This window comes from Zhongshania marina, from assembly GCF_002915595.1.
GTDB classification, from domain to species: domain Bacteria; phylum Pseudomonadota; class Gammaproteobacteria; order Pseudomonadales; family Spongiibacteraceae; genus Spongiibacter; species Spongiibacter marinus_B.
Genome location: NZ_PQGG01000028.1, coordinates 33,730 through 58,187 on the forward strand (window position 1 = coordinate 33,730; position 24,458 = coordinate 58,187).

General features: G+C 47.9%; 23 protein-coding genes. 16 read left to right on the plus strand and 7 right to left on the minus strand.

The genetic code is table 11. The annotated features are described in order from the left end of the window. Positions 1-82 precede the first annotated feature (82 nt). From C0068_RS11350 to phoU, 4 genes are read left to right on the plus strand one after another with little or no spacing between them, the layout of a single operon-like run. Positions 83-2,314 (plus strand): ABC transporter permease subunit, encoded by a 2,232-nt coding sequence (locus C0068_RS11350; protein ID WP_103684606.1) that lies wholly within the window; start codon positions 83-85, stop codon positions 2,312-2,314. A 56-nt stretch (positions 2,315-2,370) separates the two neighbouring features. Then, a complete protein-coding gene (gene pstA / locus C0068_RS11355; RefSeq protein ID WP_103684607.1) occupies positions 2,371-4,071 on the plus strand; it encodes a phosphate ABC transporter permease PstA in 1,701 nt (566 codons plus the stop codon). 35 nt (positions 4,072-4,106) lie between these two features. Beyond that, entirely contained in the window at positions 4,107-4,949 is an 843-nt protein-coding gene (gene pstB, locus C0068_RS11360) for a phosphate ABC transporter ATP-binding protein PstB (RefSeq protein ID WP_103684754.1), read from the plus strand. Positions 4,950-4,980: 31 nt separating this feature from the next. After that, positions 4,981-5,697, plus strand: a complete 717-nt coding sequence (gene phoU, locus C0068_RS11365; RefSeq protein WP_103684608.1) for a phosphate signaling complex protein PhoU — start codon at positions 4,981-4,983, stop codon at positions 5,695-5,697. 22 nt (positions 5,698-5,719) lie between these two features. Here the strand turns inward: phoU and C0068_RS11370 are convergent, their stop codons facing one another. Both C0068_RS11370 and C0068_RS11375 read right to left on the minus strand, forming a co-directional pair. Continuing rightward, on the minus strand, positions 5,720-7,231 hold the full coding sequence (locus C0068_RS11370; RefSeq protein WP_103684609.1) for an AbgT family transporter: 1,512 nt from the start codon (positions 7,229-7,231) through the stop codon (positions 5,720-5,722). Between the two features lie 87 nt (positions 7,232-7,318). Continuing rightward, positions 7,319-8,356: an AraC family transcriptional regulator gene (locus C0068_RS11375; protein WP_103684610.1), complete on the minus strand. Its 1,038-nt coding sequence runs from the start codon at positions 8,354-8,356 to the stop codon at positions 7,319-7,321. A 178-nt stretch (positions 8,357-8,534) separates the two neighbouring features. Here C0068_RS11375 and C0068_RS11380 point away from each other — a divergent pair, with 178 nt between their 5' ends. The 7 genes from C0068_RS11380 to C0068_RS11410 all read left to right on the plus strand — a co-directional run bounded on the left by C0068_RS11380 (position 8,535) and on the right by C0068_RS11410 (position 15,529). Further along, the gene (locus C0068_RS11380; RefSeq protein WP_103684611.1) at positions 8,535-9,641 is read left to right on the plus strand and encodes an alkane 1-monooxygenase; all 1,107 of its coding nucleotides are present in this window, start codon (positions 8,535-8,537) and stop codon (positions 9,639-9,641) included. A gap of 320 nt (positions 9,642-9,961) precedes the next feature. Further along, the gene (locus tag C0068_RS11385; protein ID WP_103684612.1) at positions 9,962-11,221 is read left to right on the plus strand and encodes an MFS transporter; all 1,260 of its coding nucleotides are present in this window, start codon (positions 9,962-9,964) and stop codon (positions 11,219-11,221) included. A gap of 444 nt (positions 11,222-11,665) precedes the next feature. Then, a complete protein-coding gene (locus C0068_RS11390) occupies positions 11,666-12,376 on the plus strand; it encodes a pseudouridine synthase (protein ID WP_103684613.1) in 711 nt (236 codons plus the stop codon). A 49-nt stretch (positions 12,377-12,425) separates the two neighbouring features. Beyond that, positions 12,426-12,737 (plus strand): DUF2288 family protein, encoded by a 312-nt coding sequence (locus C0068_RS11395; protein ID WP_233208801.1) that lies wholly within the window; start codon positions 12,426-12,428, stop codon positions 12,735-12,737. After that, entirely contained in the window at positions 12,734-13,033 is a 300-nt protein-coding gene (locus tag C0068_RS11400) for a hypothetical protein (RefSeq protein ID WP_103684614.1), read from the plus strand. The genes C0068_RS11395 and C0068_RS11400 overlap by 4 nt, the downstream gene beginning before the upstream one ends. A gap of 19 nt (positions 13,034-13,052) precedes the next feature. Beyond that, the gene (locus C0068_RS11405) at positions 13,053-15,140 is read left to right on the plus strand and encodes a GNAT family N-acetyltransferase (RefSeq protein ID WP_103684615.1); all 2,088 of its coding nucleotides are present in this window, start codon (positions 13,053-13,055) and stop codon (positions 15,138-15,140) included. Beyond that, positions 15,137-15,529: an HIT family protein gene (locus C0068_RS11410; protein WP_103684616.1), complete on the plus strand. Its 393-nt coding sequence runs from the start codon at positions 15,137-15,139 to the stop codon at positions 15,527-15,529. The genes C0068_RS11405 and C0068_RS11410 overlap by 4 nt, the downstream gene beginning before the upstream one ends. A 10-nt stretch (positions 15,530-15,539) precedes the next feature. On the opposite strand, the gene C0068_RS11415 is transcribed toward C0068_RS11410, so the two are convergent. Continuing rightward, positions 15,540-17,465, minus strand: coding sequence for a B12-binding domain-containing radical SAM protein (locus C0068_RS11415; RefSeq protein ID WP_158249979.1), 1,926 nt, complete (start codon positions 17,463-17,465; stop codon positions 15,540-15,542). Positions 17,466-17,657: 192 nt separating this feature from the next. Between C0068_RS11415 and C0068_RS11420 the strand changes: the two genes are divergently transcribed. Beyond that, on the plus strand, positions 17,658-18,086 hold the full coding sequence (locus tag C0068_RS11420; RefSeq protein WP_103684618.1) for an SRPBCC family protein: 429 nt from the start codon (positions 17,658-17,660) through the stop codon (positions 18,084-18,086). Positions 18,087-18,108: 22 nt separating this feature from the next. Here C0068_RS11420 and C0068_RS11425 read toward each other — a convergent pair whose 3' ends face one another. Continuing rightward, on the minus strand, positions 18,109-19,377 hold the full coding sequence (locus C0068_RS11425) for a CinA family nicotinamide mononucleotide deamidase-related protein (protein ID WP_103684619.1): 1,269 nt from the start codon (positions 19,375-19,377) through the stop codon (positions 18,109-18,111). Positions 19,378-19,527: 150 nt separating this feature from the next. Between C0068_RS11425 and C0068_RS11430 the strand changes: the two genes are divergently transcribed. Continuing rightward, positions 19,528-19,911: a hypothetical protein gene (locus C0068_RS11430; protein WP_103684620.1), complete on the plus strand. Its 384-nt coding sequence runs from the start codon at positions 19,528-19,530 to the stop codon at positions 19,909-19,911. Between the two features lie 253 nt (positions 19,912-20,164). Here C0068_RS11430 and C0068_RS11440 read toward each other — a convergent pair whose 3' ends face one another. Both C0068_RS11440 and C0068_RS11445 read right to left on the minus strand, forming a co-directional pair. Continuing rightward, the gene (locus C0068_RS11440; RefSeq protein ID WP_103684622.1) at positions 20,165-20,398 is read right to left on the minus strand and encodes a DUF2789 domain-containing protein; all 234 of its coding nucleotides are present in this window, start codon (positions 20,396-20,398) and stop codon (positions 20,165-20,167) included. Positions 20,399-20,497: 99 nt separating this feature from the next. Beyond that, the gene (locus tag C0068_RS11445; RefSeq protein WP_103684623.1) at positions 20,498-21,271 is read right to left on the minus strand and encodes a glucose 1-dehydrogenase; all 774 of its coding nucleotides are present in this window, start codon (positions 21,269-21,271) and stop codon (positions 20,498-20,500) included. 91 nt (positions 21,272-21,362) lie between these two features. Here C0068_RS11445 and C0068_RS11450 point away from each other — a divergent pair, with 91 nt between their 5' ends. Beyond that, positions 21,363-21,836, plus strand: a complete 474-nt coding sequence (locus C0068_RS11450) for a hypothetical protein (protein WP_103684624.1) — start codon at positions 21,363-21,365, stop codon at positions 21,834-21,836. 75 nt (positions 21,837-21,911) lie between these two features. Here the strand turns inward: C0068_RS11450 and gltA are convergent, their stop codons facing one another. Further along, positions 21,912-23,195 (minus strand): citrate synthase, encoded by a 1,284-nt coding sequence (gltA, locus tag C0068_RS11455; RefSeq protein ID WP_103684625.1) that lies wholly within the window; start codon positions 23,193-23,195, stop codon positions 21,912-21,914. A 526-nt stretch (positions 23,196-23,721) separates the two neighbouring features. Here gltA and sdhC point away from each other — a divergent pair. After that, complete coding sequence (gene sdhC, locus C0068_RS11460) at positions 23,722-24,096, plus strand: succinate dehydrogenase, cytochrome b556 subunit (protein ID WP_103684626.1); 375 nt, start codon at positions 23,722-23,724, stop codon at positions 24,094-24,096. Continuing rightward, on the plus strand, positions 24,090-24,458 hold the full coding sequence (gene sdhD / locus C0068_RS11465) for a succinate dehydrogenase, hydrophobic membrane anchor protein (RefSeq protein WP_103684627.1): 369 nt from the start codon (positions 24,090-24,092) through the stop codon (positions 24,456-24,458). The genes sdhC and sdhD overlap by 7 nt, the downstream gene beginning before the upstream one ends.

The window sequence follows — 24,458 nt, forward strand, 5'->3', positions numbered from 1 at the left end:
TTTTTTTTGACTTTGAAGTCTGTCATTAAATTGTAATAAAAATGTCATATCGTGTTTGTGAGTTTTTAGAGAGCGAGAAGAAATGAGTCAATCTGAGGTACGAGCTACCGCTTCCGCCTACCGTAAATGGCGTCAAATCAAAGACGGCATAGCGACAACGACGATTACCGCTGGCGGTATCAGCGTGTTGTTTGCGATCTTGTTGATATTTTTCTATTTGCTGTACGAAATCATGCCGTTGTTTCAGTCGGCGTCTATCAAGGCTGATTCGCAATTTAAAACGACAACACCCGCCGCCGCGCTCTACCTCGCGATGGAGGAACAGGCAGAAGTTGGCTTTAGATTGGCGCGCGATGGTGAAGCAGCATTCTTTCAGCTTAGCGACGGTGCATTGTTATCAGCATCGCAATTACCCCTAGACGGTGCAGAAATCCTTAGCTTTGCGCTCGAGTCAGAGGAAAGTCGATTATTTGCACTGGGCCTCACGGATGGCAAAGTGCTGATTGCCAAACATGATTACCGCAGTAGCTACCCAAATGATAAGCGGGTAATCACGCCAGAATTACGCTTCCCCTACGGCGATAAGGCATTTTTGCTATCGGAGGGTCGCGCGCTAGAGCAGGTAGCCATAAGCGATAGTGATGACGCCTTGCTGATTATCGCTGTGAGCAACGGAAATTTACTGGGGCGCCGCTGGGTTAAGGAAGAAGATTTCCTCAGCGAAGAGGTGACCTTAAGCGAAGAAGATGTGCTGCTGCCGAGTTTGGATATTGTCCCGAGTAAAGTGCTAATTGGTCCCGGTCAGCAGTGGTTGTATGTGCTTGCTGCCGACGGTGGTTTTCGCTTAATCGACCTGAAAGAGCAAACAATTACGGATCGTGGCTATTTATTTGATAACGGCAAATTGAGCCAAGCCAGGTTCTTGTTAGGTGGTATTTCTTTGTTGGTGGCAAGTGATCACGGTTCGATTGGTCAGTGGTTTGTGGTGAGAGATAAAGAGCGGGATTCGGGTTACAAACTGCAAGCGGTTCGAGATTTCGACATTCCCAATGGCGGCGTTGCGGCAATAGCGACCGAACACCGTCGCAAGGGCTTTGCCAGCATAAATAGCGCAGGCCAGCTAGATTTATTCTACACCACCTCTCATCGCCGTTTATTGCGTAAAGATCTCGATATTGGGCAGGTCAGCATGATGGCAATATCGCCCCGTGCCGACAAATTACTTGTTGAAAATGTCGATGGCGGTTTAGCTAGTTTCACACTGCATAATGAACATCCAGAGCTTTCGTGGTCTGCGCTATGGAGCAAAGTGTGGTACGAAAGCTACCCCGAGCCCGATTATGTTTGGCAGTCATCGGCATCTAGCAATGACTTTGAAGCAAAATACAGTTTTGCACCGCTGGCTTTCGGTACGCTAAAGGCGGCATTTTACGCGATGCTTATTGCTGCACCTTTGGCAATTTGCGGTGCTATTTATACTGCCTATTTTATGGCGCCGGCGCTGCGCAAAAAAACCAAGCCGCTTATAGAATTAATGGAAGCGCTGCCAACGGTCATTCTCGGGTTTTTAGCCGGTCTTTGGTTGGCACCGTTTATTGAAAAGAACCTGCCTGCGGTATTCTCGCTATTCTTATTATTACCGGTAGGTATTTTATTATTTGCATGGCTGTGGTCGCAGCTGCCAGCCACAGTACGCCGTTACATCCCTGATGGCTGGCATCCAGTATTGCTTGTTCCCATAGTACTCGCCGTTGTTATTGGCTGCGTTGAAATGAGTGCACCGCTAGAGCGTTTGTTTTTTGACGGCGATATGCGAGCGTGGTTAACAAACGATATTGGCGTGTCCTTTGATCAGCGCAATGCCTTGGTGGTTGGTATTGCAATGGGCTTTGCGGTGATTCCAACCATTTTCTCCATTGCCGAAGACGCCATATTCTCGGTACCTAAACATCTTAGTTATGGCTCTTTAGCCCTTGGAGCGACGCCTTGGCAAAGTCTTGTAGGCGTGGTTATGCCTACCGCCAGCCCAGGTATCTTCTCGGCGTTAATGATAGGCATGGGGCGAGCGGTTGGTGAAACCATGATCGTGTTAATGGCCACCGGTAATACGCCTATTATGGATGCGAATATTTTCGAGGGTATGCGTACCTTGGCGGCGAATATTGCAGTGGAAATTGGAGAAACAGAAGTCGACAGCTCTCACTATAGAGTGTTGTTTTTGGCGGCATTCGTGTTGTTTATGTTCACGTTTGTGGTCAATACCATTGCAGAAACTGTGCGCCAACGTCTGCGTATGCGTTACGGAAACCTTTGATTTGTTATTGCAAAATTTGCTGGTGAGCCAGAGCAAGAGATACGGGAAGTTAAGTCATGTCATTGCACGATGATAACAAGCAAGGCTTTATAGAGTGGTGTAAGCGCGGCGAGCCAATGATTTGGATGAATGCCGCAGCGGTAACGGTTAGCACATTGGCGGTAATTGGTCTGCTAATGTTGCTGGCAGTACGTGGCTTTGGACACTTTTGGCCTGCCGCGGTTATGCAGGCCCAGTATGCTTTACCTGGTGAAGCAAGCGTTACTGTACTAGCGGAGCGTGTCGAATCTGAGGCTGTACCTATTGAGCAGTTGCTGAGTGCTGGATTTAAAATAGAAACCGATGATGCCTTTGTAGATCGCGAGCTGGTTAAACTTGGTAACCGCGATGTCAGCGGCGCGGACTTTAAATGGGTTATCAGTCGCTACTTAAATGACATTAGCTATCCAGAAGATGCGGTGGTGATAGAGCGTCGGGAGTGGGGCAACTTTTACGGTTATCTGCAGGCCGTCAAAGAGCAGGGCCAAGTTGTCGCTAGCCTTGATGATGGGCGCGCGTGGGAGGAGTTTCAAACTCGGGTGATTCGCGCCAATGAAATTCATGAACAAATTAAAAAAATTGAGAAAAAAGATATCGGTGCGATTAATTATCGCCTCGAAAAGTTGCGACTAAAATCTCGCGGCTTGGAATTAAATACCTCAATGGCTGAGGGGCGCCGCGAGCAAATTCAAGCTGACTTAGCTGCTGAACGCGCTGAGCTGGATGCACAATATAAAGTGATGCAAAGTGAGCTGGCCGATTTATATCGCCAATGGCATCGTGACAGCTTCACCATGAAAACGGCATCAGGACAAATCAAAGATCAGCGTATTTCGACGGTTGTTCAGGCTTATCAGCCTAATAGCATGAACTTTGCTCAAAAGATTGGTTTTTACTTTACAAAGTTCGGCGAGTTTTTGACCGATGAGCCCCGCGAGGCAAATACCGAAGGCGGTATTTTCCCAGCCATTTTTGGTACTGTCATTATGGTACTGATCATGTCGGTGCTGGTAACGCCTTTTGGTGTGGTCGCGGCGGTGTATTTGCGCGAATACGCCAAGCAGGGTGTGATGACTCGTATTGTGCGTATCGCGGTAAATAATTTAGCGGGGGTTCCCTCTATTGTTTACGGTGTGTTTGGTCTGGGCTTTTTTATCTATTTCCTCGGTTCAGAAATGGACAAGGCCTTTTTCCCGGAGGCGCTACCAGCGCCAACATTCGGTACACCTGGTTTGTTGTGGGCATCGGTTACCTTGGCCTTGCTAACCCTACCGGTTGTTATTGTTGCGACGGAGGAGGGCTTAGCACGTATTCCGCGCAATTTGCGCGAAGGTAGTTTGGCCTTGGGTGCGACAAAAGCGGAAACCCTTTGGCGTGTGGTATTGCCAATGGCGAGCCCAGCGATGATGACCGGCTTGATACTTGCAGTGGCACGGGCGGCGGGTGAGGTAGCGCCATTAATGTTGGTTGGTGTAGTTAAGTTAGCGCCATCCTTACCGGTTGATGGTAACTTTCCTTATTTCCATTTAGATCAGAAATTTATGCATTTGGGATTCCATATATACGATGTGGGTTTTCAAAGTCCAAATGTTGAAGCGGCAAGGCCCTTGGTATACGCCACGGCATTGCTATTAGTCGTTATCATCGCCTTGTTAAATTTAAGTGCGGTGGCCTTGCGCAATCATTTGCGTGAGAAATACAAATCACTGGAAATGTAAGCGTGAATGACGTGAACGAGAAGGCGGCGAATTTTATGACAAGTGACAAATCTACGGTAAAGGCGCACGCTATAAATATGGAGTCGCTGGGGCGGAATCGAGTGGAACAATCTATTCACGATGAAGACATCACCTTAACAGTCGATAAACTCGATTTATATTACGGGGAAAAGCAGGCCCTGTTCGACGTGAATATGGTTATACCCCGTAAAAAAGTAACTGCGTTTATCGGGCCTAGCGGCTGCGGTAAATCGACGTTGTTGCGCTGCTTTAACCGCATGAATGATTTGGTCGATAGCTGCCGCGTCGATGGTGGTATTTCTTTAGATGGATCGAATATTTACGACAAACGCGTCGATGTGGCAACGCTACGTCGTCGGGTTGGTATGGTATTTCAAAAGCCAAATCCATTCCCCAAATCTATTTATGAAAACGTCGCCTACGGCTTGCGTATTCAGGGTATCAATAAAAAGCGCGTGTTAGATGAAGTAGTAGAGCGCTCCTTACGTGGCGCAGCACTGTGGGATGAAGTTAAAGATCGACTTCACGATAATGCCTTGGGAATGTCGGGTGGTCAGCAGCAGCGCCTTGTTATTGCGCGCACCATTGCAGTAGAACCAGAAGTGCTGTTATTAGATGAACCTGCGTCAGCACTAGATCCTATTTCAACATTAAAAATTGAAGAACTTATTTACGAGTTAAAAGACAAATACACTATTGTTATCGTTACCCATAATATGCAGCAGGCTGCGCGGGTATCTGACTACACCGCCTTTATGTATATGGGTAAGTTAATTGAGTTTGATAACACCGATATTCTTTTTACAAACCCCAGCAACAAGCAAACCGAAGATTATATTACCGGTCGCTATGGTTAAGGTTTGCTGACAGATTTATGGGAGATTGAAAATGAAAGATAAGAATTCACATACACATCATATTTCTCAGCAGTTTAATACTGAGTTAGATGATATTAAAACCCGCATGTTAGAGATGGGTGGCCTAGTTGAGAAGCAGGTTGCCGATGCCACGAATGCGTTTATGAATTTGGATACCGGATTAGCCTCTGACGTAAAGCTGGGTGATAAAGCCGTAAATAGCTTAGAAGTGTCGATTGACGAAGAGTGCACCATTATTTTGGCGCGTCGGCAGCCGGCAGCTAGCGATTTGCGCTTGGTTCTGTCTATAAGCAAAATTTTAAGTGACCTCGAGCGTATGGGTGACGAGGCCAGCAAGGTTGCAGACAGTGCGATTAAACTTACTGAGTTAGGTGGGTTACCGCGCAGCGTTTTAGAAATTCGCCATATTGGCGATCATGTCTCTGGCATGGTGCGCAATGCTCTAGATTCATTTGCACGTCTAGATATTGAATTGGCACTTGCCGTTGCAGAAGAAGATAAAGCCGTTGATTTGGAATACGGCACCGCAATGCGCAGTTTAGTGACGTATATGATCGAGGATCCACGCACTATTTCGTCGGTATTACAGGTTATGTGGGCCTTGCGGTCTTTGGAGCGCGTTGGTGATCACGCCAGAAACATTGCAGAGCATGTGATTTACTTGGTCAAAGGTGCGAATGTTAGGCACGTTGATATAGATGAAATGGCGGCGACCGTACAGGACTAAGCCGCCGTCAATGTGACCGGTATTACATCGGTCCAAGCGGTAAACCTGCTGCCAGCCAGAGGCTGAGCAGCAGCGACCATGCAAGCAGAAATATCACCGAGTAGGGCAGCATAAGCGCCATTAATGTACCCATTCCAGCGGATTCGTCGTGGCGCTGCATAAACGCAACGACCACGCCAAAGTAGGGCATTAAAGGGGTAATGATATTGGTGCTTGAATCACCAATACGATAGGCCATCTGTGCTGATTCTGGGTCTATTCCCAATAAAAACAACATCGGAATAAATATCGGTGCCATTAAGGCCCACTTCGCTGAAGCACTGCCAATCAAGAGGTTAATGCTGGCGCTAATTAGAATGAAACCCACCAGTAAGCTTGTTTTTGACAGCGCTAGTCCCGCTAACCAATTAGCGCCATTGATTGCTGAAATGGCACCCAAACCTGTCCAGTTGAAGTAATTGACAAATTGAGCGGCGAAAAACATCAAGACGATATAACCAGATAAACTGCTGATGCCGCTTTCCATTCCCGCAATCCAGTCGTGATGGCGTTTATATTTGCCCGTGCTGTAGCCAAAAATAATGCCGCTCAGCGTTGCGTATAAGGCAATAAACACCACGATGCCGTTTAATAAGGGGAGCGCAGCTAAGCCCTTGGGGTCGGGGTTACGCATTAAGCCGTCGGCGGGAATAACCAGCCATAATAAAAGCAACAAGAAAAGCGCGCTGAAAAGGGCAACTCGCCGCATCGCGGATTTTAAAACCGGTGACTCTGTGGGGGCTTGCTCGTCGCTAACTTCTCTATTTACGGGTTTGGAAAGACGTGGTTCAACAATTTTTTCGTTCACCCACGCACCGGTTATGGTAATAAACGCGGTTGAAACAAGGGTAAAGTAATAATTGCCACTGGTTAATACTCCGCGCTCCGGTGCGACTAAGGCCATTGCTTCGGTGCTGATGCCTGACAAAATCGCATCTACTGGACCAAGCAGCAGGTTGGCGCTATAGCCGCCAGATACACCTGCAAAAGCGGCGGCTATGCCTGCGAGTGGGGAACGACCAGCAGCGCGAAAGATCAGCGCCGCTAGTGGGATGAGGACCACGTAGCCGGAGTCAAAACCGATGCTAGACATAACGCCGGCAAAAACCACAAAACTACTCAGCAGACGAGGCGGGGCGCTGGCCGCGAGGCGCTGTAATACGTGGCTCAATAGACCTGAGTCCTCCGCGACCGCAATCCCCAAAATCGCCACCAAGACTGAGCCTACCGGAGCGAAGTGAATGAAATTACCAACCGCATTGGCGACCATCCATTTTATGCCATCTGCGCTTAACAATGATTTAGCCGCAATGGTTTCTTTACTAAGTGGGTGTTGTGCCGAGAAACCGAGATACTCCGCTAAGGCCGAAAACACCAAAATGGCAATGCAAAAGTAGATAAACAGTAAGACGGGATTTGGTAGGCGGTTGCCCGCAGTTTCAAGGCTGTTTAACCACCGTTGAATGCGCGGTGGGGCGGGTTTTACATTGTTCATAGGGGCAAGCCTGTTTTTTGTAAAATATCTCTGGGCTAAGTATACCGATAGTCTGACGATATTTACGGCCTAGGTTTCGAACCCGTATTAGCGATTTTTGTTTTTCTCGCGATATTGTTCCGGAGGTATACCGTGCCAGCGTTTGAATGCGCGCCGAAAATTAGAGCTGTCGTGATAGTTGAGCAAGCTTGCAATCGCATCGACTGAAAGCTGTGTGTCGAGTAAATAGGCCGTCGCAAGAGACGACAAGACATCGTCGCGCACCTCCCGAAATCCAGTATTTTCGCTGTTTAACCGTCTAGCCAGTGTGCGTTTGCTGATGAACATGGTTGCGGCAACGGCGTCTTCTGAGAGTTGGTGATTGGGGTGGGACAATAATAGCTTGCGGACCTTGGTCTTTGTGTCTTGATGGCCGACATGTAGCTGATCGAGTAGGTTTTTACATTGGCTCAGTGCGTATTCGTAGTTGTTGTGCTCTGCCGAGGCATTTTTGGTGTGGATAAGCCCTATCGGAATTCTTAGTGAGTTGCTGTTCGCCGAGAAGTGTATCGGGCAGGGGTAAAATTGATGATATTGAGCTTGGTAGTTTGGTGCAGGGTAATTAAGTTGAAGTTGGCCCTCGGTTAGGGGGCGGCCCAATATAAACTCCGTTATTGCAAATACGCCTAGACTTAAGGCCTCGATGACCAGCCGATAAATTTTCTCCTCAATCTGAGGGTGTGCATGGAAATGGCACTCTAGCCAGTCCGGGCTGGTGCTAATGTCCATTTTTGTGAGGTTCATGCGCAGTGGGAGGAAGTTAGTAAAGGCTTCCATCGCGTCAATTAAATTTGAGCTGCTATGTACTAAAAAACCCAAAGGCCCATGGGTTGAGGGAATTAAATTTTGCCCAAAGTACAAGCCAAATGCCTCGTTGCCGGAAATATCTAGAGCATTGCTAAGGATGCGTATTTGTTGCGCGCCGGTAATGGAGGTGTCGTCACGGAGCAGGTCACTGGTATGTAAATGGGTATTAGGTAAAAGTAGGTGAAGGCTTTTTTCGACAAGCCCTAAGGTACGGGCGACTAGTCGGGAATAGCCGATAGGAATAGACGGTGTGGATAAGCTGAGCTCTGAAAAATCCATCTCGTTCTCCTATGAAAGCCATAATTGTCTTTAAATGACCCTGTGTTGTCAATAAATGACCTGTTCCACTTTGTGAGAAAGCTCATACTTAATACCGTCAAGAGAGAGTAGCTGCAAACATACGGAGCTGCTTGTCTTTGCAAATTTTACGAAATAATAAATATGGGCGGACGTTGTCATGTTTGATTATCTACGATATTACTTTTCCCCTGCGTTGCAGGTTATGGCTGCGGTGGGGATATACATTGGTGGTCCTTATTGCTGGCTTGGCCTCGCGACGCTTCCTGGCCTAGCTATAATCGATACCGTGTTACCCCGTGACACCAAAGAGCGCAAGATTAATAATCGCGCGCTGGCAGATATCCCTATTTGGATAGGCGCTATCTTTGCGGTTGGACTATACCTCTTTTTGGCTTGGCGTATTGGTCAAGGCAATATGAGCGTCGTTGAAATGATCGGCGCGACTCTATCTGTTTCATGGCTCGGAGTCATTATTGGCGTACCCAGCACCCACGAACTTTACCATCAACAAGGCACCTTGCAGAAGTTTATTGGTACCTACTCGCAGGTTATTTACTTAGATGCGTCACGTGATATTGGCCATCGTGTTGGGCATCATTTAGATGTGGGTACGCCAGAAGACTGTGATACTGCTCAGCGCGGTGTAAACCTCTATGCTTTTGCCGCGAGAGCTGTTTACGAAAGTACCGTGACTGGCTGGCGTTTAGAAAGTGAAGCGATGATGAAGCGTGGCAGATCACGCTGGTCTATTCATCACCGTGTGTGGAAGGCAATTCTAGCGTTTGTGGTATTTGAGCTTGCTCTGTTTGCCATTGGCGGTGTTGCCGCTGCTGTATGTGGCTTGGCTGGTGCTTGTGTCGCTCGTGTGTGGGTGGAAACCTTTAACTACTTCCAGCATTACGGCCAAGTTCGTATTCCTGGTAAGCCGATTGGCCGTCGCCATGTTTGGAATCATTTGCAGCCGATTAGCCGTATTGTGGCCTTTGAAATCACCAATCATGCGGATCACCATTTGGATGCGTACACGCCTTACTATCGCTTAAAGCCAGATACGACTGCGGTTAAAGTCCCTAGTGTATTTGTGTGCTTCTTATCTGCACTTATTCCGCCAATTTGGAATAATGTAGTGATCAAGCCTGCGCTGAAAGAATGGGACCTTAACCATGCGAGTACAGAAGAGCGTGAGTTAGCGCGTCAGCAAAATCTTCGCGCCGGTTGGCCAGACTGGTTCGAAACTGAAGCAGAACTTTCTTCAGCGGCATAATTGCCAAAGCTCCTCAAAGGCTGCGTAACTGCGCTGCGTTTGAGGAGCTAGTCCTTCAATATCCCTCCCTTTATTAACACCGCTCTTTGTACTGTCTTTGCTGTTTAAATCTGATTTAAAACACGCCAAGGCAAGTTGATTCTTGTCACGTGCTAGAATTGCTCTTTTGATTTCGGTGATCGGCGCAAACCTTTATAGAACTGAGTGTTGAAATTTCAGCTTTCGCAAATGCTGGAGCTCCAGTATTCACAGTCTGTGGATTGGTGGTCGAACTACAATAATCGTTATTATAAAAGCCTTGAGCGAGGGGATTGGCGTAGGTGAGTAACTCTGCAGCAGCGGCTGGCAAATCCGGCTTTAAGGCGATGTTTACCCTTTACTTAGCCATGATGTGCGTGGGTATGGGGCAAACCGTGGTGTTTGCGATCTTACCGATGTTGGGCCGGGAGCTTCACCTTGATTTACTGGTATTCAATTTACCCTTCTCGGATATCGTCATTGAGCCGAGAGAGTTGGCCATTACCTCATTATCCGCCTTGACGGCTTTTGTTTTCTTCGTGGCGGCGCCAAAGTGGGGACGGCTTAGTGACCGCTGGGGTCGTAAGCCCCTTATTATTTTTGGTTTGTTTGGCTATGTTGCTGGCACCTTGGCATTTAACGGGGTCGCTTATTTAGGGCTATCCGGTGCCTTGGTGGGGACGACGCTACTTGTCTGCTTGATTATTAGCCGTGCATTTCATGCCGTGGTTATGTCAGCCACCCATCCTGCGTCGGCGGCGTATATGGTTGACGTAACCTCGGTGTATGAGCGCACCAAGGGCATGGGTAAATTACAGGCCTGCAATCAACTCGGCGTGATGGTTGGGCCGGCGCTAGCGTGGTTTGTCACTTTTAATTACCTTGCGCCACTTTATATTCAAGCAGCTGTCGCCTTGATTGTTGGCTTGTTAGTTTGCTTGTATTTACCCGCTATTCCACCGGCAAATACCACTGGTCGCAAGCAAGCAAAGCTCGCGTACTTTGACCCGCGATACCGAAAATTCATCATTCTGGGATTTATCATTTATAGCTTGCTGGGCATGGTTCAACAGACCTTGGGATTCTATTTTCAAGATATTTTAGCTATCGATGGGGTGAGGGCAGCCCAACTGTTTTCGAGTGCTATGGTGGTGTCGTCGGTAGCGATTCTACTTGCTCAATTCGGCGTAGTGCGTAGCTATAGCGGTTTGCCTATGGGCTTATTGCGCATAGGTCTACCGTTTATGCTGCTCTCCTATTTATTACTCGCCAACGCTACTGCACTGTGGATGTTGTATCTTGCTATGGGCTTATTTGGGTTTGGTATGGGATTAACGGGGCCCTCGTTTACTGCTAGTGCAACAATGGCGGTGGAATCCCATGAGCAGGGTGGTCTGGCTGGTTTGATTGGCGCGATAGCTGGCCTTGGGTTTATGTTTGGACCCTTGATAGGTGGAGGCTTGTATAGGCTTTCGCCAAGTTATCCCTATTGGTGTTCGGCATTGGTAATGATGGTAATTATTTTGAGCTTGTCAATCCTAGATAAGTCCCGAAAAAAATAAAATCATAGTTAGATGACAGTCTGGTTAAAAATCGTGCTGATCTCCTCGTGCACCGTGAGCCCTGTCTCACGTCGGTAATCTACAAGCTTATCCACAAGCTTATTCACCTATATTGGGGACAACTTAAATATTGGTTCGGAGTGTGGATATATTTACTATTGGCATTTTCGAAAGTGTTAACTTATTTTTGACGGATATTGCGTATTTGCGCTTATTATCACGTTTTGCGGGGGTTTAATGTTTGCGTCATGCACATTACTATCGATTCTTGCTCCTGATATTTCAGTGGTCTTATATTACCCGTGAAGCTGGGAGTGGCGTGGTGCGGCATATTTGTGTGAATTAGTATCGGTACTCGCCAGATCTAAAGCTTAGTCTTGGGGTGGAGAGTGTATAGCTGCAAAAATTGAATGTATTTTGCGAGGGTCATGTCGATTAATAAATATGCTTGAAGACCGTGAACTTAATTATCGTTTGCTGGAAGACAATGAGGAATATCTCGTTATCGATAAGGCGCCTGGCGTCAATCTGCATCGCAATCAACACGCGCAGAGCTTAGTAGATGTTTTGCACAGGGATTTTCCAGGGGAGTCTTTCCATTTGGTGCATCGCCTTGATGATGCAACTTCCGGTCTTATGCTCATAGCAAAAAGTCCAAGTGCGGCTGCTGAGTTCGGGGATTTGTTTGCGAATCGCGAGATTGATAAGTTCTATTTTGCTCTTGCGCAGGGGAAGCCAATGAAAAAGCAGGGCATGATCGTTGGCGATATTAAAAAAAGTCGCAGCGGTAGCTATTTACTCAGCCGCACCCGCAGCAACCCCTCGGTAACGCAGTTTTTTAGCTATGCCTTAGAAGATGGGCGGCGTGGGTATCTGTTGAAGCCCTATACCGGCAAAACCCATCAACTGCGTGTGGTGATGAAAAGCCTCGGTGTGCCTATCATCGGGGATAAACGCTACGGGCCGAGCAATCAAAATGCAGATCGAATGTATTTACATGCGCTGGCGCTGCGTTTTACCTTCCGAGGCGTTGAGCGGCAATATATTTGTCCTCCCCAAGTCGGCGAAGGCTTTGTTGATGGAGCACTGCAGGCAGTATTGTTAAACTGCACGCCGCCGTGGGAAATCAAGTGGCCGGCATTAGGTGCTCCCTGAAGGTAGGAATTTCCCACTAAATTAATATTGTAGAACGCTAGGGTGTAATGTGGTTTTAGACGAATCTTCCGACTTAATGGTGAAACTCAATCGAGAGACTTCTCGAATTTATTGGACGGAACTGCAGCGCTTTTATGCGCAAGGCGCGGTGCTTGTTGTTGCGCCAGAATTGGATTTGGTGGCCACTGCCGCCGCCGTAGCAAACGACGACGCGGCGGCTATATCGGCATGGATGGAAACTGCGCAGTTACAGAAGGCGACGGAAGAGTTTGCGGTAAATTGTTTGGCTGATAATTGCGAGGTGTGGGCCGTTGTTGTGGCACCGTGGATCCTTGTTCAAAAAGATCGGGTCGCGTCGTGAGTGATCAAGTCGCCTCAAACTACCTCGCTGAGTTAGACGCTCGTTTGCTCGCATTTTTTGAGGATCAGGCCCAGGGCTTAGATATCCCGCCTGCGGTGCTATATCGCTTAGAGGGATTCATAGAAGCGGGTGTCATCGCTAAGTTTATTAACGCTTCAGACCTCAAAAGCCGACTTTGTGAACTCGCAGAGCGGTATGCCAGTACCGAGGTGGTGGCGTTATATCGCAGTGATGAACGTCTTATTCTGCATCTACATATGCCGGAGGCGCCGGTGTACCCCTCTAAAAAATCATGACTAAAGTCAGTGTGTGGAAATGGCTGAGCTGAATAATTTTATTCAGCAACTCCGTGCTATTGGCAAAAGTAACGGTCATCGCTATCTCGTATTTATAAGTGGGCCGCAAGCGTGGGGGCAAGGTTTGCTCGCGGCTTGTGATATTCAAGCGCAGAGCACATTGCTGCTTGCAGCCAATCCCATTCTTGGTCTCAGCCCTCGCCTTGCAAAAAAATGCCTTGGTCAGGAGTTTGCTACGGTACTTATCGATGCGTATTCTGCGCAGGCAGTCGATGATTGGCTTGCCGCTGCGGGAACCTTACACGCAGGTGGCGTGTTGTTGGTATTGTGCCCTGAATTTGAAGCGTGGCCAGTATATTTTCAGGCGCATTCCGATGCAGCTAGCGACAATGTTGATTCGTTTTTTTTAAAGCGATTTTTAAAAAAAATGTATGGCGCTGCTGGGGTTTACCACATAGATCATCGTCAAGATATTGATGCTCAATTAAGTTCGAAGCTACCCGTATTAAAACCTTCGCCGTGGACACCGGTGCTGCCGAGTTCTGAGCAAGATATGACTGTCGATGCGATAGCGCGCGTTGCGATGGGCAGGGCAAAGCGCCCTTTGGTAATACGATCTGATCGCGGTCGTGGTAAGACATCGTCACTGGGAATTGCGGCGGCGCGCTTATTGCGTGAAGGCATATGTAAACGCATAGCGATATGTGCAGCTACTATTCATTCTGTCGATGCAGCGTTTCGGCAAGTTCAAGAATTGTTACCGAGTGGCGAGGCATTCGATTCCGGTTTTCGTTTTAAGGATTGCGAATTTATTTTTGTATCACCATTTGAGCTCAATTTTGATGGTGACTGGGATTTAATATTCGTTGACGAGGCGGCGAGTATTTCCGTCAGTCTTTTGCAAGAGTTTTTAAACCACCCCAGAGTTGTTTTCGCGACAACAGTGCATGGTTACGAGGGAAGTGGCCGCGGCTTTGATATTCGTTTCAAAGATATTTTAAATCGTGAGCGGCCGCAGTGGCGTCGAATTGAACTGCGAGAGCCGCTGCGATGGGCGGCGGATGATCCATTAGAAAAATGTTTGGATGAGGCTTTTTTGCTAAGTGCAGAGCCTTCACCTGCGGATGGTACTGCCGATTTCCGTATTAGAGTCCTAAATAAAGAGGATTTGGCGCAGGATGCAATTCTCGCGCAGGTATTTGGCTTGCTAGTGCAGGCCCATTATCAAACCTCGCCCCGCGACTTGCAGTATATGCTTGATTCGTCGAGTGTCATTATTGTTGCTGAGTGTGGGCAATGTATAGTGGGCGTGTGCCAGTTGATTCCCGAGGGAGGATTGAGCGCAGAGTTAACGGTGGCGATTATCACGGGGCAGCGCAGGCCTAAGGGTCATATAGTCGCGCAGCGACTTGCCCACATCAAGGCCGATAGTTGCTATGGGCAAAGTCGTAGTTATCGCGTAAACCGTATCGCTGTGGTCTCTGAGTCTCGACGCCACGGAATAGGGCGAGGCTTGCTGCAAGTGGCGGAACAATTTGCAAAAGTTAATGGCGCTGCCTATATATCATCTAGTTTTGCCGCAACGTCAGATGTTATTCCGTTTTGGTTGCGGAATGGTTTTAAGGCTTTATGGTTAGGTAGTAAGCGAGATGCATCTAGTGGCGCCTATTCATTAATTGTCGCCAAGCCGCTCTCTGAAGAGATGGAATTCAATTTTAAAACAATGCAGCAAGAGTTATTGCAAGGCCTGTCCTTGACGACGCGCCACGTGCATAAAAGTATAGCTGCAGATGTACTTGTTGCCTTATCCGCAGCTAAATCAGATTACTGGCCAGAGCTGAGATCGGACTTTATTGTCGCGCGGCGTTATTGCGACGGTGAACTGTTTTTTGAGCAGGCTGCGGCAAGTTTAACGCGAATGTGTAATAGCCTTAATTTTGAAGGGCATGCCGATGCTGAACTGGCGATTTATGCATTGATACTCGGTGAAGACTGGAGCCGCTTGTCAGCGCGCTATCAGCTAAGCGGGCGCCTTTCCGTAGAAAAACGATTGCGAAACTTATTTCAAGAAATAATTGAATATCATATGCGTGAGGAAAAATTATGAGCAGTATTTTTACAAAAATTATTCAAGGCGAACTGCCTGGACATAAAGTTTGGGAAGACAATCACGCCGTGGCTATTTTAACCATAGAACCCATACAAGAGGGGCATTTACTATTGATTCCCCGTTTAGAGATTGATCATTGGGATGATCTTCCCGCAGAGTTGGCTGCGCATTTAATGTCAGTTTCGCAGATGCTGGCCAAAGCCTTAAAAAAGGCGTTTTCTTGCCGTCGGGTAAGTATGATGATTATTGGTTTAGAGGTGCCCCACACGCACATTCATCTTGCACCCATAAACGATATGGCAGATGCCAATATTAGCAATGCTAAGCGTGCCGAAGGCGATTCACTGGCTATCGCAGCGGAAAAAATTCGCGCAGCGCTAGCCTAGTTTTTGCATACTATTGTATTGCCTGTGTCGGCTTAACATTTGGGTGAAGAATTTTTACTGTTTGAATGTCAGCTTGTTGATATTCAATTTCACCTCTTAGCCATGCGCCGCCATCCGGATCTTTTAAAATTGTGCCGACGCCGCCGGGACTTTTAACGCAGAGGACTTGATGCGTTTCTGGGCTGAGATCTGCGGCGCTTGGCAAGCTGAGGCAGTCGAGGGCCGCTTTGCTGCTTACAGCATTAAAATTGAATTCATAGTTAGCCTTAGTGGCTTCTCCGCAGCGCGGTGAAAGCGCGTAATCTAGACTAAGAATATGTCGAGTTGCATCGCTTAAATGACCGTTGTTCGTGTCTTGCAAATACCTGATTATTTCTGTTTCAAACAGGGCGTATAAGCGTAGTGGATTTTTTAATATGCATGTGAAAATAGTTGCTCTGTTTTCATAGACTACCATTCTGTCTTGAAGGTCTAAATTAGGTAGGTCATCTTGGTATTCCACGCAAACAGCGCGTAGGAGCGTACGCAATAGTGGGGCAGTAGTAATGCCATTCTGTAGCGCCAAATAGCGGATAGCTAGGGGAATTAAGTGACCGTGTGCGAATAGAATATGCGCGGTGATTAGGAAGTATCCTTCAATACCTTCGTCGCGATCAAAGGTGTGGCAGGCGACAACGTATTCTCCCTTGGCTTTCCCGTAGCCCGCGACTGGAATAGTTTCTATTTTGTATTCTAAACGCTTTTCGTAAAATTCTGTGCCGGGCAGCAATGTGTAGGCAAAGATATTTAGATTTGGAAACGTTTTTAAGAGCTGATCTAAGTTATTTTCAAACTCAGCGAGATTGTCTCCGGGGAGCCCCCAAATCAGTTCAGCCGCAATCGGCACACCTTCCGCCGCCATTTGCCTTGCGATAGGTTCGTATTTGTTCGCAGCCATATTCTGCCGATTGCTGAGTTCAAGGGCTAGTGGGGTAAGGGTTTGTAGCGCTAATTGGTAATGCGGTAGAAGGCCGTTTTTGTGTAGCAGCAGTACTATTTCCTGCACGCGGGGACTGTGTTTCTTCGACCAGGAGGTGGCGAAGCTGCTGGGTAGTCCGGTTTTCTCTTTTAACTCGCAAATAAGTTGGGCTTTTTCCAAATCTTCCTTTAGTGCGCCAAAGTTGGAATCTGCGAGCCAGATATCTTTTATCCCTGCGTTGACGATTTTATGCCAATCGCTACGGACTCTATCCATAGAAAATTGGTACATTTTAGAGCCGATAGCGCCGGTTCCCCATTCGCAAAATGCACATTTGAAAGGGCAGCCTCGACTGGTTTCGTAAGAGATGGAGTCGTAAAGTGGTTTGCCCTCAGCATCGCATAAATCAATAACATCTAAGGCCGAAGGTAACTCATCTAGATATTTTCTGCGTTGGCGTTCTGGGGTTTTATGAATGTCACCATTTTCCAAATAGGCGATGCCATTTATGTTTGGCCAGTGAATGCGCTGAGGCGTGTCTAGAATTTCTTGGAAGCTAGTTTCACCCTCACCAAGAATAATAATATCGATGGGGTCCTCGCCGAGATAATCCTCAGCCTGTTGCACGTGTGGGCCGCCTGCAATGCAAAGCACATTGGGGCACTGGGCTTTGATTTGGTGAATAATGTCGAGAAATTCTGCGGCATTCCATGTGTACATGCTGAAGCCAATTATAGCTTGCTGGCCTGCTTGTTCTGCGGCTTTTATGGCTGGTAAATAGGTTTCTTGCCAGCTCTGCTGCCAGCGGAGAATGGCGTCTTCATTTTTGAAATGGATTAGCTCGATTTGGTAATTATCTACTTGGCTGCCGTATTGTTGGTAGTAAGCCTTTAGGCCGCCAGTGGTAGTTGGGGCGGCCCAAAATTGGTCGGAATCCATGCTGAATAGCAATACCGGTGTTATTAAAGAAGCATTCATAGCCATGTTCCGAGTACTTATTATGTTATAGGTCTGTTACCTATCTAAAGAGTAGCAGTGTTTACGAGGTGCGCCAATTAAGGCTTGTTCATAAATGTGAAGGGACTATTGCGGCTAGGCCGTTCGGGTGAGGTGAGAATTAAAATGATAAGGCATTATGCCGGCTATTAAATAAAAGCAGGGACAATTGACATGGTTGAAACACATTTGGCGCGTGAGTTTACGGTTTCGGCAAAAACCGTGTGGGAGCTTTTGGAAAATTTTGGCGATATTAGCTGGGCCCCCGGCATCGATAAAATTGAGCTTATTGGAAGCGGTATCGGGATGACTCGGCGTTTACATATTGCCGGTTTGCCGGAGCCTATCGACGAAGTGCTAACCGCCCAAGACCCGTCGACAATGACTTTCTCCTACGATATTCCCCGTGGTGTGCCGATGCCGGTCACCAATTACTCGGCAAATGCCAAAGTCACGGCGCTAGGTGATGATCGCTGCCGTATTGATTGGTATGGCCGCGCTGAGCCTAATGGTGTGAGTGAGAAGGAAGCCATTGCGATGATCAATAGCGCTTACGAGATGCTATTGCAGTGGATTGCTGACCGTTTATTAGTGGCGGCATAGTAGTGTGGTGCCCCCGCTGCGTTTAGGCGCGGCGGCGGGTCATCAGCTCGGGTAAGCCGGTTATGCTTAGTATATGCCGTCTTATTAGATCTAAACCTAGGGCAGTGACTAGGGTTTGAAATAGATGCCGATCTACAGGCAGAAAAAATTTTTCGATTTTTAGATTTTCTCGACTTCCCCAAGCTAGCCAAACCGTACCGACGGGCTTGTCTTCGCTACCGCCGTCTGGCCCCGCGATGCCAGTGACGGCGATAACGAGGTCTGCACCCACAGTGTTTAAAGCACCTTCCGCCATTTGCTTAACAACGCTTTTGCTGACAGCGCCATCGGTATTTAAGCTGCTTTCTGAAACCCCTAGCAGTTGTTGTTTTAAGGCATTTGAGTAGCTAACAATTCCGCCTGGAAATACCTCTGACGAGCCGGCGACGCCGGTTAGCTCGGCAGCTATTCGCCCGCCAGTGCAGGATTCGGCGGTACAAATGCTGAGCTTGTGTTGCTTTGCTGCGGCGATGACCGATTGCGCTAAATTTAAGGGCATGTCGCCGAGAAGGTGATCATCGATTAAATCAATAATTTTGCCGCGCCATTCATCAATTTTTTTGCTGGCGTCTTGGCCGCGGGTTGTAAGTTTTACTTCAAGCACCGGCATCGATGCCCGAAAGCCCAGTTCCACATCGTCGGGCCAGTCGGGGTAATGTTTGTTGACCCGTTCTTGTATTGACGATTCGCCAAGACCAAATACCGCGAGGCGCTGCGTTTTTATATAGTCCGAGCTGAATTGTGCTGCTAATAAGGGAATGATTTCATTTGTCATCATTGCCTTTAATTCGCTTGGTACACCGGGTGTTGCTAGAACTAAGCAGTTGCCAATGTTCATCCGAATGCCAACGGCGCTTCCTCTTGCGTTAGCAATAATGCTGGCGCCTGCCGGTAGCAATGTTTGTTTGAGGTTGGACGCATTCAGGCGGAAACCCTTTTGCTCGCACCACTGACTTAAGTGGGCAAGGGCATCAGGGTGCTCTGCAATTGGATTGCCGGTGGTGTTGGCGAGCGCGAGAGATGTCATGTCGTCGACGGTGGGGCCGAGGCCGCCGTTTATAATTAACACATCGCAGTCTGCTGCTAGATCGCGAATTTGCTGTTCTAGTAGTTTAAGGTCATCGCCAACGGTGACTTTTTTATCAATACGCCATCCGTAATCTGTGATCAGCTCTGCGATCATTGACGAGTTGGAGTCGATCGTATCACCAGCCATGAGTTCATTGCCGGTAAGGAGTACTTGGAGTTTCATATTATTTGGCGTTTCCTACTACTGAAATCATTGTTGCTTTTAGGCTTTGCGGTGTAAATTTGAGGCTTATATAAGCTTGTCTTAGCATAGTAATGTCTTTATCCACTAAGCTCTAATATTTTGTCTGTGTTCTGTTGTAGGAGTTACAAAATGAAATCTTCACTTGGTGTTGTGTTGGCGGCGGTGATTGTTGTTGCCTTGCTGGCCTTTGAGTACTGGCAGTATCGGGACGCACAGGCCTATCGCGAAGCCCTGAACACACAGCTCATACATATTTCAGAGCGTGTGAACAATCTTGATCAACGGGTTCAGCTCACCAAGGCTGAAATTGATAAGCTGCAGCAAAGCTCTTTGGGCGGTTTAATCGAAACGGCAAATGACGCATTGATTCAAGGCTGGTCTGCGATGATTAATTCGGTAGAAAAAGAATTGGAGCGAGCTAAACAAGGGATTGCGGCGCAGCCTCAAACCAAGCAATCTAATGGGTCATCATCAGTAGATCCGGCGCCCAATAATGGTGCGGGAACGCGATAACACGGGATACAAGTCATGCCTGAAATAAAACGTTTAGTTCAACCGGTAGAAGTAAATTACGTCTGTGATAAGTGTGGGCATGGGATGATGGTGAGTGCGGGAGAGATGAATCCAAGCACAGGGGAGATCCCTCATAAATGCATGATATGTAGCTATCGACAGGTTTTTAAATGGGTGTCTTACCCCAAAATTAGCTATATCGGCCTAGACGAGGGAAATAGTTAATACCCTGCGTTGTCAGGCAACGCCTGCGCTAATAGCGCAGGCGTGCATCTAACTCATCGACCAATTCCGCCCATTCTGCGTCAATATCTAAAGATTCCTTCAGAAATTTGGCTTGCGCTGGTTTCCAAAAACTTGCTTCGTGAATCTGCAAGCCTCTGGGTAGGGGGCGGTGTCGAACAATGAAACGCTCGATCTCTTTGTCGTCGCTTGGAAGGCCAAGCTGGTCAAAGAGTAGGTTCATTGTATGTAATTCGGTGTCCATTGGGTCCTCCGCAGACAAAATCAGTATTACATGCCCAATATAGAAGACCCTTTACCGGCTTTCCAGTGTTTGTTTTATCACTGGAGTGGTGAAAATCGTTTAGGAACTCGGCAGCATGCTGAGTCGCATACCGGCTTGCCATCCTCCGTCGACTAAAAATTCGGCGCCGGTGGAGTAGCTGCTTTCATCTGAAGCCAAGAAAAGGGACATATTGGCGACCTCCAGGGGGAGTCCAACTCGCGGTAAAGCGTGGTTTACGTAAAATGCGTTGTCTTCAACGCTGGGTTCGGTTTTGCCCTCAGCGCCATGCATGGAGGTAAAAATCCCACCAGGGTGAACGGTGTTGACGCGAATATTGTAGGGGCCTAACTCAATAGCGGCAGATTTGCTAAGACCTCTGACCGCCCATTTGCTGGAAACGTATGCAGACAGACCATTTTTGGCTTGCAGGCCGTCAATGGAGGAAATGTTAATAATTGAACCGCCTCCTGCTTTTTTCATGGGTTCGATTGCCGCGCGAATGCCGAGGTAGGTGCCTAATTGGTTGATGTTGATGACTCGCATATAATCTGCGGCGTCTGAATCTGCAATGGCGGCGACGTGTAGAATGGCGGCGTTATTCACCAGTACGTTCAGGGGGCCAAGTGATTCGGCTTTATGGATGAGGTTTTGCCAGTCGGATTCTTTTGATATATCGGCATGAACGTAGTGGGCGCGGTCGCCGAGCGATGCGGCTAGGGTTTCTCCTGCATCGTCAATAATGTCTGCGATTACGACGCTAGCACCTTGTTCCACAAATAATTTAGCGGTAACTGCGCCCATGCCGCGTGCGGCACCCGTGATAATTGCAACTTTTCCAGCGAGTCTACTCATGTGGTCTCCAGCGATTGGCGTCGTGTAAAATACGCCTAATGTATACGCGACCTTTTCGCATCGCTATTGTCCAATCGGACGAGGTATATGTGTGGTCACATCTGATTTAAGTGGTATTGATAAAATGATTAAGCGTTGTTGTGCCTTGGTTTTCTTGTCAACGGTGTTGCTGTCATGTGGAGAAAAGTCTGAAGATACTTCAGTGGCAATACGCCCTGAGCTTGAGCGCAAAGATAGTTTTCCGCCTGTTGTTACTGAAAATAATGAACAGAAAATACCTACTGCGCCTCCGGTTGCAAAAACGGGTGTCGAAAAGCAGCCGGTACTCGATTTGAGTTTACCTAATGACTTGCAGGGTGATGTTCAGGATTGGGAGGAGGAAAAAAGCCGCTATGGTGCGGAGGGTTGGTTTGAGCAAACTGGTCAAAGTGAAGAGCAGCGTTTGAAAATCAAAACCAAGTTGCGAATGAAGGAGGGGGCTGAGTTTGATCGGAATAGCAGCTTCAGCAGCTATGGTGAGTCGGTGGACGGCGCTGAGATGGGGTTTGAATATAAAACACGCTAATTTTGGTGTTTGCTCTAACTCATTAGTTAATCAGTAGAATTAAAAAAGGCCGCAGAAGCGGCCTTTTTCATTGTATTAGCGCTTGTCCAGCGGGACAAAGTCGCGTTGCGCTGGGCCAGTGTAAAGCTGACGAGGGCGCCCGATGCGGTAGCTGCCACTGATCATTTCATTCCAGTGAGCAATCCAGCCTGGGGTGCGGCCTAGAGCAAAGATAACGGTGAACATACTTGTTGGAATACCAATCGCTTTCAGAATAATACCTGAGTAGAAATCAACGTTCGGGTAGAGTTTTCTTTCGATAAAGTACTCGTCTTCAAGTGCAATTTGCTCAAGGCGCTTAGCGATTTTCAGCAGTGGATCGTTCTCTAGGCCTAGCTCGGCAAGAACCTCATCAGCCGCTAATTTCATTACCTTGGCGCGTGGATCAAAGTTTTTGTAAACACGGTGACCAAAGCCCATGAGGCGGAATGGGTCGTCTTTGTCTTTAGCTTTTGCAACAAACTCGTCGATGCGTGACGCGTCGCCGATTTCATTAAGCATATCCAATACGGCTTCGTTTGCACCGCCGTGTGATGGTCCCCAAAGCGCAGCAATACCGGCAGAGATACAGGCGAAAGGATTGGCGCCTGTTGAGCCAGCAAGACGTACCGTTGATGTTGATGCATTTTGCTCGTGGTCAGCATGCAATAGGAATATTTTGTCCATAGCCTTGGCAAGCACAGGGTTTACATTGCTTGGCTCGCAAGGGTTGCCAAACATCATGTGCAAAAAGTTTTCTGAGTAGCTCAGATGATTTTGCGGGTACATGAAGGGTTGGCCGATGGTGTATTTGTAAGTCATTGCCGCTAGAGTTGGCATTTTTGCAATTAGACGAATTGCAGAAATTTCGCGGTGTTTTTCGTCGGTGATGTCTAGTGAGTCGTGGTAGAACGCAGAGAGGGCGCCAACTACGCCACACATGATCGCCATTGGGTGAGCGTCGCGGCGGAAGCCTTTGAAGAAGGTGCTCATTTGGTCATTGACCATAGTGTGCATGCGGACCTTGTTCACAAAGGTTTCTTTCTGTGCTGCGTTTGGCAGTGCGCCGTACAATAGTAAATAACAGGTTTCTAGGTAATCAGATTGTTCGGCTAGTTGTTCGATTGGGTAGCCGCCGTGCAGCAATACGCCCTTGTCGCCGTCGATATAGGTGATTTTAGATTCGCAGGCGGCGGTCGAAACAAAGCCTGGATCGTAAGTGAAGTATCCGTTACCCGTCAGGGCGCTGACTTCGATGACGTCGGGACCGATGGTGCCAGAGTGGACTTTGAGGTCTAGCGTTTTTCCATCGATACTCAGACTTGCTTTCTTATCGCTCATGTGGGACGGGCTCCTGTAACTTTTAACATAGCTTGTGGCGTTGACTCCCCGTGTCTAGCATCCGGTAAGGTATTACCTGAACGTAACCCGAGGAGATCCGCATTTCGCGGGAGTGACAAATATAGAGGGCTGAAATGTTTTGTCAACGGTGAGAACATTTTAACGCGGTATTGGTGTGGATGGAATTCTAAATATTCACTCCTGCTCGGTTTTTATTGTTTGTATGTAAATGTTCGCTAATTTTCGCGCACCAAATTGGCGACCCTCTGTTTTGGCTATGGCGCCATAATGGTGCGAAATGGTCTCTTAAGCCCTTGATATTCGAGTTTTTTGCCGCCCTTTTGTGGGCGTTTAAGGGTTTGTAATTGCACTTCGATGGCCCTATAATGCGCGGCGTTTCTTCGGGAGTTTAGCTGCTCCTGTTCTAAGAAGCGATGCTGAGTTGGAGAGCTCAGTATCTGATTGATCCACTCCCTTTAAACCGCTCGTAGTATATGAGCCAGAAATTAAAAGTGTGGCAAAAACCGTGAACGATAAACGACCTGTAAATCTGGATATCGGGACAATCGCGCTGCCGATTACCGCATATACCTCTATTTTACACCGCGTTAGTGGTGTGTTTCTTGTGGCGGGCGTAGCCCTGCTGTTTTGGTTGCTTGGTACGAGTCTTGATGGCCCAGAGGGTTTCGAGCAGGCGAAGGCGTGTCTGACATCGTTCTGGGGTAAGTTGAGTATTTGGGCCGTGTTGATCGGTTTGAGTTATCACTCAGCAGCCGGTGTAAAGCATTTAATTATGGATGCTGGCATTGGTGAGACTATGAAGGGCGGCGAGACTGGGTCGAAGTTGGTCTTGGCGGTGACGGCGGTGTTGGTTCTGCTGACGGGGTTGTGGATATGGTAAGTTCAGTTACGAATTTGGGGCGCAGCGGTTTATCCGATTGGCTGGTTCAGCGGGTTTCCGGTGTGGTTCTGCTAGCGTATACCTTAGTGGTTGGCTTTTATTTGGTGTGTGGTGGTTCAGAGATCACTTATGCACAGTGGAGTGCGTATTTTGATAGCACCTTTATGCGTGTGTTCAGTACGGCAGCGGTGTTGTCCATTGTAGGACATGCTTGGATCGGTTTGTGGTCAGTTTCTACCGATTATTTAACTGAGCGAATGATGGGTGGCCGAGGCACAGTGTTGCGTTTGGCATTTCAGGCGGCGTCAGCTGTTGTGTTATTCACCTACCTCGTTTGGGGCATCCAGATTCTTTGGAGTTAA

Coding starts and splice junctions, on each gene's coding strand:
- C0068_RS11350 (WP_103684606.1), top strand. CDS start 83: ATGAGTCAATCTGAGGTACGAGCTACCGCTTCCGCCTACCGTAAATGG.
- pstA (WP_103684607.1), top strand. CDS start 2,371: ATGTCATTGCACGATGATAACAAGCAAGGCTTTATAGAGTGGTGTAAG.
- pstB (WP_103684754.1), top strand. CDS start 4,107: ATGACAAGTGACAAATCTACGGTAAAGGCGCACGCTATAAATATGGAG.
- phoU (WP_103684608.1), top strand. CDS start 4,981: ATGAAAGATAAGAATTCACATACACATCATATTTCTCAGCAGTTTAAT.
- C0068_RS11370 (WP_103684609.1), bottom strand. CDS start 7,231: ATGAACAATGTAAAACCCGCCCCACCGCGCATTCAACGGTGGTTAAAC.
- C0068_RS11375 (WP_103684610.1), bottom strand. CDS start 8,356: ATGGATTTTTCAGAGCTCAGCTTATCCACACCGTCTATTCCTATCGGC.
- C0068_RS11380 (WP_103684611.1), top strand. CDS start 8,535: ATGTTTGATTATCTACGATATTACTTTTCCCCTGCGTTGCAGGTTATG.
- C0068_RS11390 (WP_103684613.1), top strand. CDS start 11,666: ATGCTTGAAGACCGTGAACTTAATTATCGTTTGCTGGAAGACAATGAG.
- C0068_RS11405 (WP_103684615.1), top strand. CDS start 13,053: ATGGCTGAGCTGAATAATTTTATTCAGCAACTCCGTGCTATTGGCAAA.
- C0068_RS11410 (WP_103684616.1), top strand. CDS start 15,137: ATGAGCAGTATTTTTACAAAAATTATTCAAGGCGAACTGCCTGGACAT.
- C0068_RS11415 (WP_158249979.1), bottom strand. CDS start 17,465: ATGAATGCTTCTTTAATAACACCGGTATTGCTATTCAGCATGGATTCC.
- C0068_RS11420 (WP_103684618.1), top strand. CDS start 17,658: ATGGTTGAAACACATTTGGCGCGTGAGTTTACGGTTTCGGCAAAAACC.
- C0068_RS11425 (WP_103684619.1), bottom strand. CDS start 19,377: ATGAAACTCCAAGTACTCCTTACCGGCAATGAACTCATGGCTGGTGAT.
- C0068_RS11430 (WP_103684620.1), top strand. CDS start 19,528: ATGAAATCTTCACTTGGTGTTGTGTTGGCGGCGGTGATTGTTGTTGCC.
- C0068_RS11440 (WP_103684622.1), bottom strand. CDS start 20,398: ATGGACACCGAATTACATACAATGAACCTACTCTTTGACCAGCTTGGC.
- C0068_RS11445 (WP_103684623.1), bottom strand. CDS start 21,271: ATGAGTAGACTCGCTGGAAAAGTTGCAATTATCACGGGTGCCGCACGC.
- gltA (WP_103684625.1), bottom strand. CDS start 23,195: ATGAGCGATAAGAAAGCAAGTCTGAGTATCGATGGAAAAACGCTAGAC.
- sdhD (WP_103684627.1), top strand. CDS start 24,090: ATGGTAAGTTCAGTTACGAATTTGGGGCGCAGCGGTTTATCCGATTGG.